General features: G+C 66.5%; 17 protein-coding genes and 1 pseudogene. 4 read left to right on the forward strand and 14 right to left on the reverse strand.

Translation table 11 applies throughout. The features are described from left to right. Window positions 1–145: 145 nt before the first annotated feature. The 9 genes from ON41_RS37220 to ON41_RS37260 form a co-directional block, all read right to left on the reverse strand. Window positions 146–757 (reverse strand): hypothetical protein, encoded by a 612-nt coding sequence (locus tag ON41_RS37220; RefSeq protein ID WP_040754056.1) that lies wholly within the window; start codon window positions 755–757, stop codon window positions 146–148. A 56-nt stretch (window positions 758–813) separates the two neighbouring features. Then, complete coding sequence (locus ON41_RS37225) at window positions 814–1,239, reverse strand: hypothetical protein (RefSeq protein WP_040754061.1); 426 nt, start codon at window positions 1,237–1,239, stop codon at window positions 814–816. A gap of 111 nt (window positions 1,240–1,350) precedes the next feature. Next, window positions 1,351–2,211 carry a bifunctional DNA primase/polymerase gene (locus tag ON41_RS37230; RefSeq protein WP_083905939.1) on the reverse strand — a complete coding sequence of 287 codons (861 nt, stop codon included), beginning with the start codon at window positions 2,209–2,211 and terminating at the stop codon, window positions 1,351–1,353. Between the two features lie 23 nt (window positions 2,212–2,234). Then, window positions 2,235–2,642, reverse strand: coding sequence for a hypothetical protein (locus ON41_RS37235; RefSeq protein WP_040754065.1), 408 nt, complete (start codon window positions 2,640–2,642; stop codon window positions 2,235–2,237). Between the two features lie 158 nt (window positions 2,643–2,800). Next, window positions 2,801–4,564 (reverse strand): ParB/RepB/Spo0J family partition protein, encoded by a 1,764-nt coding sequence (locus tag ON41_RS37240; RefSeq protein WP_051163403.1) that lies wholly within the window; start codon window positions 4,562–4,564, stop codon window positions 2,801–2,803. Window positions 4,565–4,674: 110 nt separating this feature from the next. Then, window positions 4,675–4,890, reverse strand: a complete 216-nt coding sequence (locus ON41_RS37245; protein WP_040754071.1) for a hypothetical protein — start codon at window positions 4,888–4,890, stop codon at window positions 4,675–4,677. 63 nt (window positions 4,891–4,953) lie between these two features. After that, window positions 4,954–6,192 (reverse strand): hypothetical protein, encoded by a 1,239-nt coding sequence (locus ON41_RS37250; RefSeq protein WP_040754076.1) that lies wholly within the window; start codon window positions 6,190–6,192, stop codon window positions 4,954–4,956. A gap of 228 nt (window positions 6,193–6,420) precedes the next feature. Continuing rightward, window positions 6,421–6,852 carry a hypothetical protein gene (locus tag ON41_RS37255; protein WP_157185783.1) on the reverse strand — a complete coding sequence of 144 codons (432 nt, stop codon included), beginning with the start codon at window positions 6,850–6,852 and terminating at the stop codon, window positions 6,421–6,423. 59 nt (window positions 6,853–6,911) lie between these two features. Further along, the gene (locus ON41_RS37260) at window positions 6,912–7,328 is read right to left on the reverse strand and encodes a hypothetical protein (RefSeq protein ID WP_157185784.1); all 417 of its coding nucleotides are present in this window, start codon (window positions 7,326–7,328) and stop codon (window positions 6,912–6,914) included. Window positions 7,329–7,899: 571 nt separating this feature from the next. Here ON41_RS37260 and ON41_RS42120 point away from each other — a divergent pair. Continuing rightward, window positions 7,900–8,310, forward strand: coding sequence for a hypothetical protein (locus ON41_RS42120; protein WP_157185785.1), 411 nt, complete (start codon window positions 7,900–7,902; stop codon window positions 8,308–8,310). Window positions 8,311–8,335: 25 nt separating this feature from the next. Here ON41_RS42120 and ON41_RS37270 read toward each other — a convergent pair whose 3' ends face one another. Beyond that, window positions 8,336–8,968, reverse strand: a complete 633-nt coding sequence (locus ON41_RS37270; protein ID WP_040754085.1) for a hypothetical protein — start codon at window positions 8,966–8,968, stop codon at window positions 8,336–8,338. A gap of 379 nt (window positions 8,969–9,347) precedes the next feature. Between ON41_RS37270 and ON41_RS40950 the strand changes: the two genes are divergently transcribed. The 3 genes from ON41_RS40950 to ON41_RS37280 all read left to right on the forward strand — a co-directional run bounded on the left by ON41_RS40950 (window position 9,348) and on the right by ON41_RS37280 (window position 12,645). Next, on the forward strand, window positions 9,348–10,970 hold the full coding sequence (locus ON41_RS40950; RefSeq protein WP_157185786.1) for an AAA family ATPase: 1,623 nt from the start codon (window positions 9,348–9,350) through the stop codon (window positions 10,968–10,970). Between the two features lie 263 nt (window positions 10,971–11,233). Continuing rightward, window positions 11,234–11,698 carry a hypothetical protein gene (locus ON41_RS37275; RefSeq protein WP_157185787.1) on the forward strand — a complete coding sequence of 155 codons (465 nt, stop codon included), beginning with the start codon at window positions 11,234–11,236 and terminating at the stop codon, window positions 11,696–11,698. A 164-nt stretch (window positions 11,699–11,862) separates the two neighbouring features. Next, on the forward strand, window positions 11,863–12,645 hold the full coding sequence (locus ON41_RS37280; RefSeq protein ID WP_040754092.1) for a hypothetical protein: 783 nt from the start codon (window positions 11,863–11,865) through the stop codon (window positions 12,643–12,645). 628 nt (window positions 12,646–13,273) lie between these two features. On the opposite strand, the gene ON41_RS42125 is transcribed toward ON41_RS37280, so the two are convergent. From ON41_RS42125 to ON41_RS37295, 4 genes and pseudogenes are all read right to left on the reverse strand, one after another. Then, a complete protein-coding gene (locus ON41_RS42125; protein ID WP_157185788.1) occupies window positions 13,274–13,411 on the reverse strand; it encodes a hypothetical protein in 138 nt (45 codons plus the stop codon). A gap of 151 nt (window positions 13,412–13,562) precedes the next feature. Then, window positions 13,563–16,048 (reverse strand): annotated as a pseudogene (locus ON41_RS37285) (ATP-binding protein). A 447-nt stretch (window positions 16,049–16,495) separates the two neighbouring features. Further along, window positions 16,496–17,335 (reverse strand): ABC transporter permease subunit, encoded by an 840-nt coding sequence (locus ON41_RS37290; protein ID WP_083905916.1) that lies wholly within the window; start codon window positions 17,333–17,335, stop codon window positions 16,496–16,498. 50 nt (window positions 17,336–17,385) lie between these two features. Beyond that, window positions 17,386–18,303 carry an ABC transporter ATP-binding protein gene (locus ON41_RS37295; protein ID WP_040754094.1) on the reverse strand — a complete coding sequence of 306 codons (918 nt, stop codon included), beginning with the start codon at window positions 18,301–18,303 and terminating at the stop codon, window positions 17,386–17,388. Between the last annotated feature and the right edge of the window lie 43 nt (window positions 18,304–18,346).

The raw sequence follows: 18,346 nt of genomic DNA on the forward strand, positions 1-18,346 counted from the left end.
CCACAGCGGGCACACCACCGCCGATCCTGGCGGAGTTCGGTCGTGGCGATCCGGCAACACCGGCACACCACCGATGCCGGTCGCTGTGGGCTGGTCGCCGCGGATGTTCGCGCCGCCGGTGTGGGCGGGCGAGCTGGGAGACCGGTCACAGGGCCGCGTCGTCGGCGCGGCGGCGCAGGAGGTCGTCGATGTAGCCGTCGAGCAGGTCGACGTCGTGGTCGCCGCGTTCGGGCACGGCGTCGAAGACCGGCATGGTGTCGACGTAGACGCGGCACCGGCGACCCGCGCCGAGGGCTTGGGTGTGGATCGCGATGACCGCGGTGCCGTCGGAGTCGGTGCTTTCGGACACCGCGGGCCAGAGCGCGGGAAGGGTGTGGCGGAGGGCGGGCAGGATGGCGTGTGCCTGGTCGGCGAGCGCCCCGATGATCTTCTGCCAGCTCGAGCGTTTCATCTCGAGGTTGGAATTGAACGGGCTGGCGATGAACGGCGAGTGCGGGTCGACCACCCGGACCGGGTCGTCGGGCCCGTCCTCGACATACCGGTAGGTGCCCGGGGCGATCGCCCACACCGTCTGCCAGGCGAGGCGATCGGGGGAGAACACTTCGACGACGTAGGTGGACTGCGACAGGTAGTCGTCGATGCGCAGGTGGTAGCGCAGCGTCACCTGGTGCCGCTGGTCGAGCAGGGTCACCTCGTTGACCTGGCCGATACCGCCGGTGATGTCGGCGGCGGTGATGAGCGGTCCGGATTCGGGCATCGGAAGTCCTTCCTCGGCAATCGATCTGGCGGTGGCGCGGGTGAGTGCCGCGTGCGCTAGTGGTCGGGTAGTTCGTGGATGTCGGCGGTGTCGGACACGATCGGCCACCGCAGGGGCGGGCTGTCGGCGAGCGCCTGGCGGGCGAGTGCGTCGGCCCGGTCGGGGTCGGTGGTGTCGACGATCTGGGTGACGGTGTGGGTGACCGCGTAGCGGGGCGTGGCGGGGTCCCGGGGTGGTGGGGTGTGGCGCTGCGGGTAGCGCTCGGGCCACAGCAGGATGGGAGCTGCCGAACTGGACAGCCGCATCCTGGATTGCGCGGCCGCGAACGTGAGGGTCGGGAAACCACCTGCCGCGACCGGCGAGTACGACACCCCGCGGCGGTCGCGGGTCTCGATCACGAACCCGTACCCGTCCTCGTCGCGGGTGAGGGTGACCTCGTAGGTGACGAACCCGTTGATATCGGAGACGACGAAACCCGTCATCGATGACCTCCGTTTCTCGTGCGGGGGGAGCCAGTGCGGGGGAAAGTGAGAACCGCGACGGCGGCAGCCGCCGGCGGACGCGTTTGTCACACGGTGTGAATGCGGCGACGTTCAGGTACGGCCGGTGGGGTGGAGGTGGCGGGGACGCCGTGTGCCGTACCGCAATCCGTTGCCGACGGTGCGGTTGAGTTCGGTGGCGGTGAATCCGTCGACACCGAGATGCCGGTGGGCGGCGTCGGCGAGGACGGCGCGGGCGTGGTGTTCGTCGAGTTCGTCCGCGGCGACCAGGCGGCCGAGGACCAGCGCGGCCCGGAACAGGGTGAGGTTGCGAGTACCGGGCCGGGCGTCCGCGACCCGGTCGGCCTCACCGCGCACGATCGCCGCCAGATACGCGTCCGGATGACCGGCAGACACCGGGACCACGGGCCGCGCGGGCGGCGGGGGTGGGGTGAGCAGGGCGATGGTGTCGGTCGGCAGGTCGGCGACCGGGCGGGGATCGAGGATGCGGTAGTCGCCTGCGGGGGTGTGGGATCCGGCGGCGACGACGTATCCGCGGTGGCCGCGGGTGTCGATCCCGGGGCCGAGCCGGGCGACGGTGCACGGCAGCGGTGGGTGGTCGGGGGCCCGGTAGTACAGGTGCCAGCCGCCGGGGGTGGCGACGGTGAACGTGGGCGGTGCGGGCCGGTGCAGGCGGGCGGTCAGTTCGTGGAGCGCGTCGTCGAATTCCGGTGCGGTGGACACGAGATGGGCGGCGTCGAGGTCGATCACGTGCAGCCGGGCCGGGCCGGTCGCGATCGCGATGTTGAACCGGCGGTTGTAGGACCACCAGCGGCGGATACGGTCGGGATCGGTGCTGGCGTAGTCCGGCCAGCCACGGATCGCGGGCCGCTTGCCGCCGGCCCGTAGCGGGAACACCGGCCACCCGCGCCCGGCAGCAGCGAGCGCCGCTGTCAGCAGGTCGGGATCGGTCACGGCAATCACCTCCTCGGCGCGGGTCAGTCCCACCAGAGGCTGAGCAGGACGTAGTCTCTGCCGCCTGTGCCGAGCGCGGCGTTGGTTTCCTCGCGGTCGTGGAAGATGATCGTGTCGGCGTCCCAGCTCTCAGCGCCGGCGATATGAAACAGTTCCTGCGCCTGATGATCGTTTTCGGTGAGCAGGAACAGGGTGTCGGCGTTCCAGTGGTTGTCGCCGAGGTCGCGGAGTGTGATCAGCGATCCGGCGGGCAGCTGATCGATAGCGCCGGGCAGGCCGGGACGGTCGATGCAGGCGGCGAGCCACAGGTCGGCGTGGGCGGCAAGACTGTCCGCGACCCGCGGGCCGTCGAAGGAATTGAAGCTGGCCCGGCGGATCAGCTCGAGCTGGATCTGCTGGATCGTCGCGTCGCGCAGAAGAAGGTCGGTCATCGGAGCCTCCGGTGTCGTCTACGCCGTGGACGAGTCCGCCCACGACGGGCAGGAAGAATGCAGGTGCGGGCCCCACCAGCACGCGGGGCCCGCAGCTGCAAGGCATGGCGAATCGCCCACGGCGCCACAGGAACGGCGGGCGATGTGCTCGGAACGGGTCAGGCTGCCTGCGGGGTGTCGTCCTCGGTGACGGGGGTGTCGATGTCGATGGTGTCGGGTTCGAGTTCGCCGGCGGCGGCGAGATCGACCGGCACCAGCGGGTAGCCGGCGTCGCGCAGGAAGTTCAGCAACCGGCGCACTCCGGCGTCGGCGTAGCGCCAATGCTCCTTGGTCGCGCGCTTCTCCAACGCGCCGATGACCAGCGCGAGCACGATCACCCGGCAGCGGGCCGGGGTCGCGGCCTCGACCGCGCTGAGCAGTGCGGGCCGCCAGCCGGTGACCCCGAGCAGCTCGAGTGTGGTGTTGAAGGCGTTGTACTCGGCCAGCATTCCGGAATCGGCCGCCAAGGATTCGGCGATGAACTTGTCAGCGCCCTGCGGCAGGGTCTTGCGCGCGAGCAGCTGCCGCTCGAACTGCATGCGGACCTCCTTCGCGGCCACGCCCTGCTTGTTGAGTTCGCGCACCCGTCGCGCCGCCTGCCGCTTGGCCTCGGCCGCCTCCGCCACGGCGGCCTGGGCGGCAGCGCGCCGCGCCGCGAGTTCGTCCTCGTCCTCGTCGTGGGTGTCGTCGGCGGGACCGGCCGTGTCGGCCGCCGGGTCGGTGTCGGAGGCGTGACGCAGTCTGGCGTTCTCGATCTGGTCGAGCGGCAGGAAGTATTCGGGGGTCCAATGGTCGCGCTTCTCGATGTCGCGGACGTGCCGCATACCCTCGCGAGGCTCGCGGTCGGGATCGCGTTCGGTGGACCAGTCCACTGAGCCGTGCTCGACGATCGCGCCGGTCTCGCGGTCGATGCACAGCGGGCGGTGGTCGAGTTCGATGTGCACCAGCCAGCGGCCCGGGTCGGTGTGAACGAGGGTGTCGGACACGGGGTTGCCGTCGGCGTCGGCGAGTTCGCTGGAGAGGACCACCTCCGCGAGAGGTCCGTGGAGGTTGGGGTAGAGGGTGAGGACCCCGAATCCGGCCTCGGCGTAGGGCAGCGCGGCGGCGAAGTACTCGCGGCCTTCGGCGCGGTGGTTCGCGATCCGCCGCGCCTCGAAGGGGAATTCGGTCCGGCCGACTTTCGACAGGCGGGACACGGCGGCGGTGTCGCCGACGGCTTCGTAGTCGGCGATGACCGCGGCCTGTTCGAGATCGAACTGCCCGTCGTCGACCAGCGTGCGGGCGGTCTCGGAACCGCCGACCTTGCGGGCGACCTTCACCTGGTCGCGTTTGGTCTGCAACGCCTTGCTCACCCGGGTGACCGACGCCCCGAGTTCCAGCGCGAGCGCGATCCCGCCGGCGCGGTCGCCGTCGGTGAGCGGGACGCGGCGATCGTTGAGCGTGATCTGCTCGAAGATCCGCTCGATCTCGGCCTCTTTCTCGTCCAGCGAGGTGTCGGCGTCGACGATCCACACCGGCACCCGGGGCTGCTCGTAGGCCAGCGCGGTCAAGGTGCGAACTTGCCCGTCGCGCACCACGATCCGCCCATCGGGCATCCGGATCGCCAGGATCGGGTCCTTCACGCCGTGCACGCGGATGGACTCGGTGTCGACCGGGTAGTCCTCGAGCCGGAAATTCTTGCGCACGTTCTCACCGATCTCCAGCTCCGCCGGATCCATGCGCTTGGCTTCGATCCTCGGCAGCAGCGACTCATCGGCCGCGCCGCCAGCGTGCTGCTCGGCCTCGGTGCTCATCTGTTCGGCAGTGACGGCGGTCGAGGGTTGCGTGGCGGTGTCGTCGACGGCCTCGGCGTCGGAGAGGGTGGTTTCGGTGGGCAGGGACATCGGGGGCTCCTGTCATGAAACAGGCAGGCACCCCGGCAGCCTGATGCTGCGAGGTGCCTGCCTGGCGGGGGATGAGGGAAGCGCTGCGGGGCCGCGGGGCGGCCCGCCGGTCAGTCCTTGTTTTTCGGGCGGGGCGTGATGTTGATCGGTGTCAGGAACCGGGCTCCGAGGTTGTCGGGGTCGGTGTAGGTCCAGTGCTTGCCCTGCCAGTCCGGGTGCTCGGCGCGCCAGCGTTCGATCGTGGCCTCGCCCAGCGCGGTGGCCGGTCCGGCGGAGCCGAGATGCTCGCCGAGCACATAGTCGTCACGGGAGATGGTGTCGGCCATCGGGATACAACCTCCTAATCAACGGGCACGCGGGGCTGCGTGCGGTCCGGTATCGAGCGGGAGTCAGATGAGAGTCATGGCGCGCAGGGCCAGGTCGTCGAGGTCGTCGGCGCGGTCGGCGTCGGGGATGGTCTGGCTGTAGCTGGTGACCGCGTTGGCGATCCCGGCCGCGGTGAGCTGGCCGCCGGCGATGAAGTGCGACAGGATCCCGGCGCGTTCGTCCTCGCTGAAACCGAGCCGCTTGGACACGACCTCGATCGTCTTGTCCGGCTGCGTCACCGGCGTCGCCGCCGCCTGTTCCAGCTCCCCGACCCGCGCGGTCAGGAATTCCGGCGAGAGCCATTCGGTGACCTTGTCGCGGGTCTCGGCGGTGATCACCGACAGCCGTTTGCGGTAGGTGTCCTGCGACCAGGCCCCGGTGGTACCGAGATCGAGCTTGTCGCCCAGATGCCGCTTGGTGTAGGCGAACAGCGGCAGCGTGAGCCCGTTGCCGCAGATCTGCACCATCAGCTCCGGCTTCAACGTGACCGCGTGATGGCCGATCTCGGAATTGGCGAACCGGAACCCGGCGAACACCACCGGCTCGCTGCCCGGGGTGTAGCCGCGGCCCTCGCGCGCGGCGACCGGCCGCCACCGCTCCAGCTGACCGGCGACCCGGCGGCGCTCGGCCTCGAGGTCCGGGTTCGCGAACGGCGTGCGGTAGTTCTCCAGAAACCGCGGCGCCAGCGCGGACACGCTCGGGGAGTACACCTTGCAGCGCATCGTGGACTCGCTCAGATCACACGCGCGGACCTGCACGTCGGCGTCGGCGAGCTTGATCCCGTCCAGCACCGCGGTCAGCACATCGAGGTTGTCGATGATCCCGTACCGATCCGACAACAACGCCCGCAACACCCCCGGCTCACCCGCACGCCCAGAAGCGAACAGCCGCAACAGAAACGACCGATCATCACCCGCCGCCGACCCATCGGGGCCGGGGGTGCCGTGCAGCAGGCCGTTGACGTTGGCGTCGTACAGATCGGCACGACCCTGCTCGCGCAGCCACCTCAGGTAGCCGACCGGGATCTTCAACTTGCTGCCGATCTGGGAATCGGCCGCCCCGGTGGGCCGGTAACTCCCGTCGACGGAGGTGACGCCACGCTCATCCAGCACCGGCGCCACACCGTCCAACTCCACGAACCCGTCGCGGGCCCGCAGCGCCGACGCGGGAGCGACGACATCGACCTTCGCGGCCTGCTGCCGATTCAGCAGCGCCACCAGGTCACCCAGTTCGGCATGACGCACCGAGGTAGCAAGCGACACAGCAAAACTCCTTTCAGACACGGGACACCCCGCCGCCCCTGCACGAACAGGGGCGACGAGGTACGGGGGCGTGAGGCCACGGCTCCAACCGCTCGACGTGGTCCCGGAAGGCCGGGGACGGTGTCGACGTCGGCCGGGAAAGCCGATTCCGGAGAGAGGAAGCCGGGCCTCGCATGCGGCTATTTCGCTGGGCGACAGGGGGTTCAGGTCTGCTGTCGCGTCGGGCGGTCAGGCCGTGGCGGTGAGGGTGGCGTTGGCCTCGGCGAGGATCGCGCGGAACGTGAAGAGGGCGTCGGCTGCCAGGCCGTCGAGCGTGCCCGCAGTGATCTCGCGCCCGGGACGCGGGACGATCGGCCGCAGATGGATACCGACGGCCAGGAACATCCCGGTGTCACCGTCGTGGAATTCGATCGCCCGCGCGCCACCGGCGTCGTCCCGGACCTGAAGGCTCACGGCCGCGCCGGTGTCGGAGCGGGTGACCAGCTCGTAGGTGTCCGCGGTCTCCACGGCGATGCCGACCACGAACGGCCACGCGTCGGACCAAGCCACCAACTCCGCCGGGTCGAACAGGGCCACGAGTTCATCGACACCCAACTTCTCGATGATCCGGGCGCGAGCACGATCGAAGTCCGCCACGAGACTCAACACAGGTGCAGTCACAGTTCCTCCCTCGGCTCGCCGAAAGGCATCAGGTGAATCGGGGCACGCGGATGCGCTACTCAGGAGCGAGACGGCGGCATCGCCCTATACGGCCAGCCGGACAGGCGTCGAGCGATTCGCCACGCGCGGGTCGCGATCGAGCGCAGCCCGGTCGCGGGCTCCGGGACCGGGAGGCGGGTGAGGTCGACGACGCCGTAGGTGATCCAGTGGTGCCAGCAGCGGTCGAGTGGCTGGACCGACCGCGGCCGCTGGGGTAGGGCTCCGGCGTAGTGGATCGCGAACGCTTCGGCGAAATGCTCCGCCGCCTCGGAGTCGGCCGCCTCGGGTCCGGCCTCGTCCTGGCGTCCCCAGGCGTAGCTCTGCGCCCGGGCGTACGCCTCGTCGATCGGCGCACCCCGTTGCCGCTGGGCCTGGGAAAACTCTTCCCACGTGTCATCGTCATGGGTGCCGGGGGAATGGCTGGCAGGTGTGAACACGACAAGGACCTCCTTCTGGGAGCCGGACAAAGGGGAATCCGATCGAATACTGGTGCGGTAGAGCTACTTGCAACGCGAGACGTAGTTGCGGGCTACCGACCTGTGGGCAGATCAGTGAATGTGGTGGCGTCTCGTTTCTGGACAGGTGCCGGTCTCACTGCCCCCGACGTGACCTGATGACATCGAGCCCAGGGCTCAGAGCTGGGAACTCAGTGGTCGTGAGGCCGGCGCATCTCAGAAACTTTGAACTGAGCATGCAGACATGCATGAATTGATGACAAGCATCCGATGCATTGGAGCATCGACTGCAATTGCCGCCCAATAGCGTTGACGCTCAGTCCGACCCTGCCGATGCGCCTGGACGGGCGGAGTATTCTGGAGGACGCGAGGGGCCTGGCCGGTCAGTCACATACCAGTCAGGAGAGTTGCTATGGCAGAAAACGCTCGTTCTCGCCGGGGGTATCGCGCGGCGCGCTCACCGGAAGTCGTTGCACGCCTCGACCGATTGCGCCGTGCCACGCTCGACAGACGAGCGGCGCAGAGGGAACGCGAGAAGATCGTCACCCAGGCCGTGCGCGACTACATCACCGCGTGGCACGCGATCATCGTCGTCGAACAGCACCGCGACGCGGAGATCGCCGCACTGCGCCAGCAGATCGACACCGCCACCGCCCGCGCCGCCACTGACATCGCCGCACAGCAGCACACACAAGCGAGGAGCGCCGCCACGATCCGCGACGAGGGACACAACGAGAGCCAGATCGCCCAACTGCTGGAGATCACTCCGAAACAGGCCCGGAAACTGCTTACCGCAGCACCGAAGACCACACCCATCGGCGCAGACACCAACCGCCCCCGCCGACCCGCTCGCAGAATTCCCGCGCAAAGGCGGACCAGCCCCGGGGATTCCGCCACGAGAGCCGATACCTCACAGCATGCGGTGCGCGAAACTCTGAACCCAGAACCCGGTCGAGACACCTGATTCGGTGATTGCTCACCGAGGCGGGTCATCCGGGGCCGAAGCAGTCTCCATAGCCTCCGATGTTCCACACAACCCACCGGAACTCCTCCGGAGAGAACACGTAACGCGCAACTACCCCCGGTGCCGGCGACACCGGCCAGAAGCAGACCCCGCAGCGATGGCAATAACAGCCACCGCTCCACGCCGCATAAGCCGCACCGCGGCCACGCAGGACCCGATCGTTGCGACGGGAACGCCGCACGACGATCGTGAACGCGACCACCGCAGGCGCAGCCAGCGACACCACGAACCAGGCACCGATCACGATGGCCACCACCGTTTCCAGAACCGACGGGCTGGAGGCACGAGGATGCTGCACCACGCCGATCACCATCGCCACAACGCAGATGACGGCCGGCATCAGTAGCACGAGCCCGAGCATGAGCGGCCAACGAATCCGAACCCGCGGCGGTCCCGGCGATGTGACACGGGCCAGCATGGACGTCGTGGTCCGCTCGACCACCGCGGTGCCCATCACCGGCACCAGACCGGTCGAGGTCAGGCCAACACCGGAATAGTGGTCGACCCCGGAGACGGTCGACACGCCGGTAGCGCGCAGTGCCGGAACGCTCTGGACCCAATCGATGCGTGTGCAGCTCGGGCACGACATGTCGGCCATACGGATACCCCCTCTGAGTGGAACCTCGCTGCGACGCCATCCCCTGCTGCCGGCCAGCGCCGGTCCGGCCGGACGTTGCGTGGGCGAAAGTTTCCCCAATAGAACCGGACAGTCCTTCGAATGTCGAGAATTTTCGTGGCTTTGCGAGTCTCGCTCATCTGCGTGTACCATCACGGTCTCCTCTCGCGGACAACGCATATCGGACGAAATGGACGAAGCCCGAGGCCGGTACTTGGTCGACGATTGAGGACTGCGTAGTCGTCCAGCACATCAGCGACGTGAGTCGCCCGGTTGGCCGTTTGTCTATTTTGTCTATTTTCCGCATGGTTGAGGTGTCCCTACTCTGGGCTGTGCCGTACTTGCAGTATTATCTCGGCTTGTGGATATTGAACTGGAACTTCCCGGTGGAGAAACCGTTCCGGGGAGCGTTCCTGTGGTCGTTATTGGGCCGAACGGAAGTGGGAAAACTCGACAAACCCGGAACCTCAAGACTTCGGACGGTCGGCCATTGGAATTCATCAATGCGCTCCGGAACACTCGTGTAGCAATTGATCTACCGGCCATAGGGTACGATGCGGCACGTAACCAGTATGAACAGCAGAAGAATCAGGCGCGCGCGTCTCACTGGGAGCTGACCAGTGAGTTCGACGCCATGCTGGCACAGTTGCTTGCGACCGATGCCTCGGCGTCCTTGTCTTTCACTCGGCGGTATCGACAAGATCCCGCGAGTGTGGGCATTCCCGAAGATACCGATCTGTCGCGTGTCGAAGAGGTCTGGAAACGTGTATTCCCGGGTCGGTACCTGGATTGGAAAGGATGGAAACCGAACGTCATAAGCACCACGTCGGGCGGCAATGCTGCGTACAGTGGAAATCAGATGAGTGACGGCGAGAAGGCGGCCCTGTTCCTGGCGGGGCGTATTTTCACTGCACAGTCCGGTGTGGCATTGGTAGTCGATGAGCCAGAAACTCATTTCCACCCAATGCTTGCTATCCGGTTGTGGGACGAGCTCGAAGATGCTCGACCCGATATCCGATTTGTGTATATTACTCACGATGTTACGTTTGCAACGTCGCGGCGCGATGCTCGGTTTATTCTTGCCAGTCCCACTCAGGGGCTGAAGGTTGTTGATCTAGGTGAGGGGTTGCCTGACGAAGTAAGCACAGCGTTACTGGGGTCGGCATCCCTGTCCTTCTATGCGTCCCGGATCGTATTCTGCGAAGGCGATTCCGCGAGCTACGACGCCAGGCTTTACGATGCATGGTTTAACGGTGTGGATACGGTGGTTCGGCCGGTATCCACCTCGCAGCACGTGCTGCGTTGCGTCGATGCTCTGAAACAGGCCAAGCTTGCATTGGCTCTGGAAGCCGTCGGGATAATTGATCGAGACCACTACAGCAAGCAGTATCTTGAATCCTTCAGCCCTGAGAACCATGTGCTTCCAGTCCACGAGGTGGAGAGTATTTTCTGCCTTCCGGATGTTGTTTCCGCAGTTGCGAACCATATGGATATAGCGTTCGACGCCGACGGTTACCGAGCCAAGATTGTGGAGCGCACCGACAGTAAGCAAATGCACCAGCTTGCCATCCAGCGGTGGAAGGCAAGAGTGGAGCCGCATCTGCAGGGGCTCGTCTCTCAAACTAGCAAAAGAAATAAAACGACCGAAGATTTGGCTGAAGAGCTACCGTCTATTTTTAACATGGAAAATTGGTCCTTTTCGCCGAAGGAAATACTCCTTGAGGAAGCGAGCCGCCTGACTGCCGCCTTGAAATCGGCATCGCTGCTGGACATGTTGGCCCTGCTTCCAGGGAAGCCTTTGCTGCCATTGGCGGCTCAATCAGTCGGAATGACACCTGAATCTTACACAAACTTAATTATCGGCTCGCTACGGAAGGACACGAAGAACGTCAAATTGGGAGCCGCAGTCGAGCGAGCGTTGAGACCACATTTGCCACCAAGGGCGACGGCGGTTTCAGGGATCGAAATGCCTTTAATCCAATGACTAATGTGGTTGATGGAAGGTAGGTCTTCCGTACTCAACGGCAGAGCGACCCGGCCGACCCGAAGATGCTGACACTGGGAAGAACGGTGTAACTCCGAATCAAGCAGTGGCACATGGACTGTGATGTGAAGGCCGTCGAAGTAGCCGATACTGACGCGGTGGCCAGACCCAGGAGATCGAAGACGACAGCGGTCGATACCGAGTTGGTGGGTCGGCTGGTGGCCCACTCCAAGCGATGGCTCTCAATTTTCACCATCGGTCCCATGTCCGTCCGGCTAGGTTGCACTCCCAACGGCACGTTGGCCGGCCGGGTCCTGCTCATGGAAGACCGGGCCGCCGCCGTGGTCTGGGTGCTCATCATCGACGGAGCCCGCGACGCCAAGGAAGTCGACCGGCAAGTGGTACTCGGTGGCGGCTTCCCACGGCACATCTCGGTCCATATCGATTACGACGACACCGACCTCGCCCTCAACCATCTGGTCCTGGACCATGTCGACGCCGGTGGCGACGTCGATGAACTGACCGCTCACATCGCCGAACGAACCGTCGGTGACCTCGATACCGGAGCCGACCGTGTGGTCGCCGCACCGGCGGTCCCGATCGACGATCTCCCGCCCTTCTGCACGCCGCCAGCGACGATTCCCGACCCGGATGACACCGAGCGTGCCGGACGGTCCAGCGGCCCCAACCGCGGTCACAGACTGCGGCGGCTGCTGCGGATCCGGTAAAAGCCATCAGACCAGGTTGGCGCTGAACCAGCACGTTAGGACGGCAGCCTGTCGAGCGCAGCGCGCAGCCCATCGGCCGCGAGGTCGCATGATCGGGGCCGGTCCCGGCCCACCTCACGGCAACTCGATGGCGACTCGCTCCCGGCGGTCGTAGGCTTGCGCAAATGATCACGGGGATGGCCAGCGCACGTCTTAAGCTGGAGCATGCATCGAGGCATCTGGAGGCGCTCACCAAAACCGTGGATGAGTTCGCCAGCGGAGGCCACTTCCAGGTGGCCGTTGTTTGGAGCTGCAATCATCCGGACTACGAATGCCGCGGCATCGTCAAGAACTCCGCCCCGACTCCCGATCTCATCGCGCTGCAGGCTGCCGACGTGGTTGGGAACCTGCGCGCCGCACTCGATCATGCCGTGTTCACTCATGTGCAGGAGCATTGCAGTAACGAAGGCCGGCCCCTGGTCTCGGACGAGCTGAGACGTATCCAGTTTCCGATCCTTAGTGGGTCCGGCAGGATCCGGAGTCGCGACCAGTTTGGGCCGACTGTTCTGGATGTTTTGAATAACCACCAACCAAGGAAGAGCACTGTCCATCCGTTGTTTCGGCTGAACAAGCTGGTTAACCAAGACAAGCACCGGGTCATGTTGATCACCGCCAGCGCGAAACTCGAAACCGATGTCCATTACCAGTATCCGCTTGAGTACGTGGACGACATCACCGAGCTTGGTGCGGACCTTCGTCCCGGGTCCGAGATCTTGCGGCTCAAGTTCCGTGCAGTCGCGCCCTTGGAGAAGCACCCGTGGGAGTATGTCGATATTGGCGGCGGCTATCCCGTAGCAATAGACATACCGGACACTGACGACACTCCGCCGATTCTGCCGACGATGAACGAGATCCGCGACTTGGTCGGTGTAGTGCTGGACGAATTGGAAGGAGCGGGAGTCTCTTAATCGTGAGTGGATGCCTCCCGGAGTGATTATGCCGTCTCGGCAGGCTTGGACGTTGATGGTGCGGCGGGTAGTCGGCGTTGGACGATTCGCGGTTGCCTGTACGGGTATGAGTGCGGCTGTTCGTCCGCTGGCCTGGTGGTGGTTGGAGTGTTTTGGTGGACGAGCCTCCAGCGTGGTGACGGTCCAGCCGGACGAGGCTGTTCTGGCGATCTCGGGGAGTGGGGTAGTTGTGAGGGATCGGCTGGCGTCGCCGCAGCAACGCGCTGACCTCGGCGGTGTTGGGCGCTGGTCGCGTTAGATCTGTATTGTCGTACTGGAGGTCAGGGCGTGGGCGTAGTGGTCCATTCCCCTCCGGACACGACCACTACGCACACGGACGGTTCGGGCCAGGTATCTGCCCGGACCGTCCGTTTTTTGTGGTCATAGGTCAGCGTGAGCCCGAGTTCGCGGTAGACCTCCAGCTTGTCCTCTGGGTCGGCGTGGTTGAGGACCGTCACCGGTCAACCATTGGCGCCGCAACTGCGTCGACGTAGTCGGGCGCCGTTTGGCCTTGTAGTAGTTCTGCCGGGCCACCCCAGCACTCGACAGCATCGGTCTACCGGTGCGCCGGCGGCGACGAGGCTGTTGATCACCAGGTAGAACCGCCTTTTGGGCCAGAAACGTCCTCCCCGAGGAACTTCGCGGCGTCGCGGATGATCGCGAGCTCGGTTTCCAGCTCGCGTATCCGGCGGCGATCGCGGGAATCGGTAGCCGGGGCCAGGTTCATTCAGGGAACCATCGACCTGACCAAGCGCCTCCCGACGAAATACGTTGAATGCGAACGTCTTCCGGCGATCGAGGATCAAAGCGAAGATGATTGGTGCCCGCGTTGGGCAACGCGACCGCAGTGCTGGTAGTCGTTTCGGGTTCGAGGACTGTCAGCCGGCGGGGAGTTCGACGATCATGGTGAGTCCGCCGCCGGGGGTGGGTTCGGCGTGGACGGTGCCGGTCATGGCTTCGACGAATCCGCGGACGACCGACAGTCCCAGTCCGACGCCGGTGGAGTTGTCGCGGTCGCCGAGGCGTTGGAACGGTTCGAATATCTGGTCTTCCGTGCCGGGCGGCACGCCGGGGCCGTGGTCCTGCACGGTGATCGACACTCGGTTGCCGAGGTGTTCGGCGGTGACGCGGATGGGTGTGTCGTGGGGGAGTAGCGCAGTGCGTTGTCGATGAGGTTGGCCAGCACGCGTTCCAGTAGTCCGTTGTCGGCGTGGGCGGAGACGTCGCCGACCTCGATCTTGATCCGGTCGACGGCGGCGGGGAGCAGTGCCCGGGTGCCCATGGTGAGTCCGACGATGGCCTGGCTGACGGCTTCTTCCAGGTAGATGCGTTCGGACTGCGGCCGTATCACGCCAGCGGCCAGTCGGGAGGAATCGAGCAGGTTGTCGACCAGTGTGGTGAGCTGGTCGACGGATTCCTCGACGGTTTCCAGCAGTTCGGCGGTGTCCTCGGGGGAGAATTCGACGTCGTCGCTGCGCAGGCTGGAGGCTGCGGCCTTGGCGGCGGCCAGTGGGGTGCGGAGGTCGTGGCTGACCGCGGACAACAAGGCGCGGCGCAGCTGGTCGGCCTCGCGCATGGCCGCGGCGGCCTGTGCTTCGCCGGCGAGTTGGTGACGGTGCTGCATTCCGGCGGCCTGGTTGGCGACCGCGCCGAGCACCAGCCGGTCGCCCGGGGTCAGCCGGCGGCCGGTGAGCAGCAGCCAGTGCATATCGTCGCCGGCCTCGATCGCGACGTCGGCGTCGGCGACGCGGCGGGGTGGATCCTCGCCGACACAGGCGATCACCTCGTCGTCGGTGGCGAAGCTGACCGCGTGCTGCCCGAAGGTCTCACGCGCGCGTTCCAGCAGATCGTGCAGGTCGGCGCCGTGCAGGACGGCGCCGGCGAACAGGGTCAGCAGTTCGGCTTGTCGTGCGGCGCGGCGCGCTTCACGAGCACGTTTGGTCGATATGTCGACGAGGGCGGCGACGGCGACCGCGACCATCGCCATGACCACGATGGTGAGGACGTTGTCGGGTTCGGCGATGGTGACGCTGTAGCGCGGTGCGACGAAGAACCAGTTCAACAGCATGCCGCCCAGCAGCGCGGACAGGGTGGCGGGGGCGATTCCGCCGAGCAGCGATACCGCGACGACGCCGACGAAATACAGTGCGCTCTTCCCGGACAGGTCCAGGTGGTCGTCCAGCCAGTAGTGACATGCCGGGGTGATCAGGGCCGGCACGAGGAGCGACGCCGTCCAGGACAAGGTTCTGCGCTGCCGGGGCGTCACCGACGACCACCGGAATCCGCGCTTGGACTCCGCGTGGGTGACCATGTGCACGTCGATCTTTCCCGACGCCTGCACGACCGCGGAGCCGATGCCCTCGTCGAGAATGCGGGCCCACCGCGAGCGCCGCGAGGTGCCCAGCACCAGCTGGGTGGCGTTGACCTGACGGGCGAAGCCCAGCAGCGCCTCGGGCACGTCCTCGCCGGTGACCGTGTGCAGGCTCGCGCCCAGGCCGCCGGCCAGGTCCCGCAGCCGGGCCAGCCGCTGCGTGGAGACCCCGGCCAGGCCGTCGCCGCGGACCACGTGCACCGCGATCAGATCCGCGCTGGACTTGGTGGCGATGCGGCTGGCGCGCCGCACGATGGTCTCGGACTCCGGGCCGCCGGTCACCGCCACGACCACGCGTTCGCGGGCCTCCCAGGTGTCGGTGATCTTGTGGTCGTCGCGGTACTTGGCCAGCGCCGCGTCGACCTGGTCGGCCAGCCACAGCAGCGCCAATTCCCGCAGGGCCGTGAGGTTTCCGGGCCGGAAGTAGTTGCGCAGCGCGGCGTCCACCTTCTCCGCGGCGTAGACGTTGCCGTGCGACAGGCGCCGCCGCAGGGCCTCGGGCGTGATGTCCACGAGTTCGATCTGCTCGGCCCCGCGCACCACCCAGTCCGGGACGGTCTCGCGCTGCACGACGCCGGTGATCTGCTGTACGACGTCGTTGAGGCTCTCCAGGTGCTGCACGTTGACCGTGGACACCACATCGATCCCGGCGTCGAGCAGTTCGTGCACGTCCTGCCAGCGCTTCTCGTTCCGGGATCCGGGCACGTTGGTGTGCGCGAGTTCGTCGATCAGGACCACCGCGGGACGGCGGCGCAGCACCGCCTCGACATCCAGTTCGGGCAGGGTGGCGCCGCGGTACTCGATGTTCTTCTGGGGGATCCGTTCGATGCCCTCGAGCAGTTCGGCGGTCTTCGTGCGTCCGTGCGTCTCCACCACCGCCGCGACCAGGTCGCGGCCGCGCTCCAGACGCCGATGCGCCTCGCCGAGCATCGCGAACGTCTTGCCCACGCCGGGGGCCGCGCCTAGGTAGATCCGCAGTTGGCCGCGCTTCACTCGTCCATCATCGCGCGCGACCGTGCGCGAATGACGAGCTATCCGGGACCGCGCCGCTCCCACGGCCGTCAGTGTCCACATGCCCACTGTTCGGGCGAAGCCGCTGACCGGGGCGGTGACCATGGGAATAGGTGCCGTCCTGTCCGTGGATACTTCTCGCTACGACCATGCTGGGGCCGGTTCGGCCCCAGCAACGAACCTAAGTGCTCGTCGAGGACTGCGGTTCGCCGTAGGAGCTGTATTTGCGGATTCTTGACGGCTCGCCCGGTCTCCGCCCACGCGGAGGGCGGGCCGTCGCGTGTAGGTGAAGCATTCTTCTCCGGACGAGGTCGAGTCCGGGTGAAAGCTTCTGTCCCTCAATGATTGTCGGCTGGGTCGGCGCATCCGGTCAGTCGAATCCGGCCCGTCGCGGCCAGGGTTCGGTGCGGCGGGCCGGATGGCTCGGGGTCAGGCGAGATCGCGGTGGGTGAATCGGTAGGCGCCGGCGGCGACCAGGACGATCGAGGTGGCGGCGAGGACGAGCAGGCCGGTCCAGCCGATGCCGTTTCGCAGGGGTTCGCTGTCGATGTAGTAGTGGAACGGTGAGAGGTAGGCGGCCCAGTCCAGGCCGATCAGGGTAGCGAACGCGTGTGCGGCGTAGGCGGCGACGCCGACGACCGCGGTGCCGGCGAAGACCATGCCGCGGCGTCCGAACGCCGCGCCGATACCGGTCGCCAGGGCGCCGAAGGTGACCGTCAGCAGCACCAGGTGCACGCACTGCGCGGCGAACTGTCCGGGGCTCACCGCGGACAGGTCGGCGCCGCTACGGATGGCGAGCATGGCCAGCCACAGCACGACGCCGATGCCGGTGGCCGCCAGCACCAGTGCCGCGAAGCGCTGCAGGATCAGCGAGGTGCGGGTGAGGGGGTGGGCCAGCAGCAGGTCGAGGGTGCCGGTTTCCTCGTCGGCGGCGGTGACGCGGGCGCCGACGGCGGCGCCGAAGAACATCGCCAGCAGTGGCACGATCAGCCCGAACACCGTGGAGCCGAGATAGCCGGGCGCGGAGGCGATGTCGTTCATGTTCAGCGCGTCGCGCAGGCCCTCGGGCAGGTTCTCGGTCTGGGATGCGCCGTTCTTCGCCATCTGCGGGTAGAAGCTCGCGTACAGCACGGCGGCCAGGGTGATGCCGGCGGTCCAGCCCAGCAGGCTGCGGCGATTGACCCGCAGTGTCTTGGTGAGCACGACGGTGCGCGCGGTGGCCATGGCGGGTTCGACCAGGGGAGCGACGGCGGTGGAGAGGGAGGTCATTGCTGTTCCTTCGGATGTGCGAGTATCCGGTCCGTGTTCTTGCGGGTGGGTCAGGCGGCCGGTTGCGGTGCGGCGTCGGCGCCCGCGTAGTGGCTGTGGAAGATCTCGTCGAGGTGGGGTTCGGTGGTCTGTAATGCGGTGACGGTGTGGCGGGCGGCGGCCTTGACTATCGCGTCGGGTGCGCCGGTCAGTCCCGCGCGCAGCGTGGTGCCGGTGTCGTCGAGCACCGCGTCCACGACGCCCGGCAGATCGCGGAACTCGCCGGCCGGGACCGGTGCGGCGAAACGGATCTCGATCCGGCGGGTGGCCCCGGCCCGCAGGTCGGCGACGGTGTCGAGGGCGACCAGCGTGCCGTCGCGCAGGATGGCGATGCGGTCGGCGACGGCTTCGACCTCGTCCATGATGTGACTGGACATGAACACCGTCTGCCCGTTCGCGGCAGCCTCGGTCACCAGCTCCAGGAAGGTCTGCTGCACCAGCGGATCCAGCCCCGAGGTGGGTTCGTCCAGAATCAGCAGCTCGGGAGTGTGCATGAACGCCTGTACCAGCCCGACCTTCTGGCGGTTGCCCTTCGACAGGCTCTTGATCGTGGCGTTCTGGTCCAGTCCGAGGCGGGTGGCGAGGTCGTCGATGCGATGCTGGGGGACGCCACCGCGCAGATCGCCCAGGAACCGCAGGCAATCCCGCACCCGCTGGCGGCCGTCGACGACGAAATCGCCTGCCAGATAACCGATCCGGCGCCGCATCTCGACACCGTCGCGGCGAGGATCGAGCCCGAGCACAGTAGCAGCGCCGGAGGTGGGCCGGATCAGGTCGAGAAGTAGCCGGATGGTGGTCGACTTGCCCGCGCCATTGGGACCCAGGTAGCCGAACACCTCTCCTTCGCGGACGTCGAGAGTCAGTCCGGACAGGCCGCGGCGTGTTCCGTAGGTCTTGGTGAGATCCCGGATCTCGATGGCATTACTCATGTCTCACACGGTAATCAAGTTTCAGAGATTTGTGAATACTCTG

It is taken from the genome of Nocardia transvalensis NBRC 15921, from assembly GCF_000308875.1.
GTDB classification, from domain to species: domain Bacteria; phylum Actinomycetota; class Actinomycetes; order Mycobacteriales; family Mycobacteriaceae; genus Nocardia; species Nocardia transvalensis.

Coding starts and splice junctions, on each gene's coding strand:
- ON41_RS37270 (WP_040754085.1), bottom strand. CDS start 8,968: ATGGCCGACATGTCGTGCCCGAGCTGCACACGCATCGATTGGGTCCAG.
- ON41_RS37290 (WP_083905916.1), bottom strand. CDS start 17,335: ATGACCTCCCTCTCCACCGCCGTCGCTCCCCTGGTCGAACCCGCCATG.
- ON41_RS37295 (WP_040754094.1), bottom strand. CDS start 18,303: ATGAGTAATGCCATCGAGATCCGGGATCTCACCAAGACCTACGGAACA.
- ON41_RS37275 (WP_157185787.1), top strand. CDS start 11,234: ATGTCCGTCCGGCTAGGTTGCACTCCCAACGGCACGTTGGCCGGCCGG.
- ON41_RS37220 (WP_040754056.1), bottom strand. CDS start 757: ATGCCCGAATCCGGACCGCTCATCACCGCCGCCGACATCACCGGCGGT.
- ON41_RS37235 (WP_040754065.1), bottom strand. CDS start 2,642: ATGACCGACCTTCTTCTGCGCGACGCGACGATCCAGCAGATCCAGCTC.
- ON41_RS37225 (WP_040754061.1), bottom strand. CDS start 1,239: ATGACGGGTTTCGTCGTCTCCGATATCAACGGGTTCGTCACCTACGAG.
- ON41_RS37245 (WP_040754071.1), bottom strand. CDS start 4,890: ATGGCCGACACCATCTCCCGTGACGACTATGTGCTCGGCGAGCATCTC.
- ON41_RS42125 (WP_157185788.1), bottom strand. CDS start 13,411: ATGAACCTGGCCCCGGCTACCGATTCCCGCGATCGCCGCCGGATACGC.
- ON41_RS37240 (WP_051163403.1), bottom strand. CDS start 4,564: ATGTCCCTGCCCACCGAAACCACCCTCTCCGACGCCGAGGCCGTCGAC.
- ON41_RS37280 (WP_040754092.1), top strand. CDS start 11,863: ATGATCACGGGGATGGCCAGCGCACGTCTTAAGCTGGAGCATGCATCG.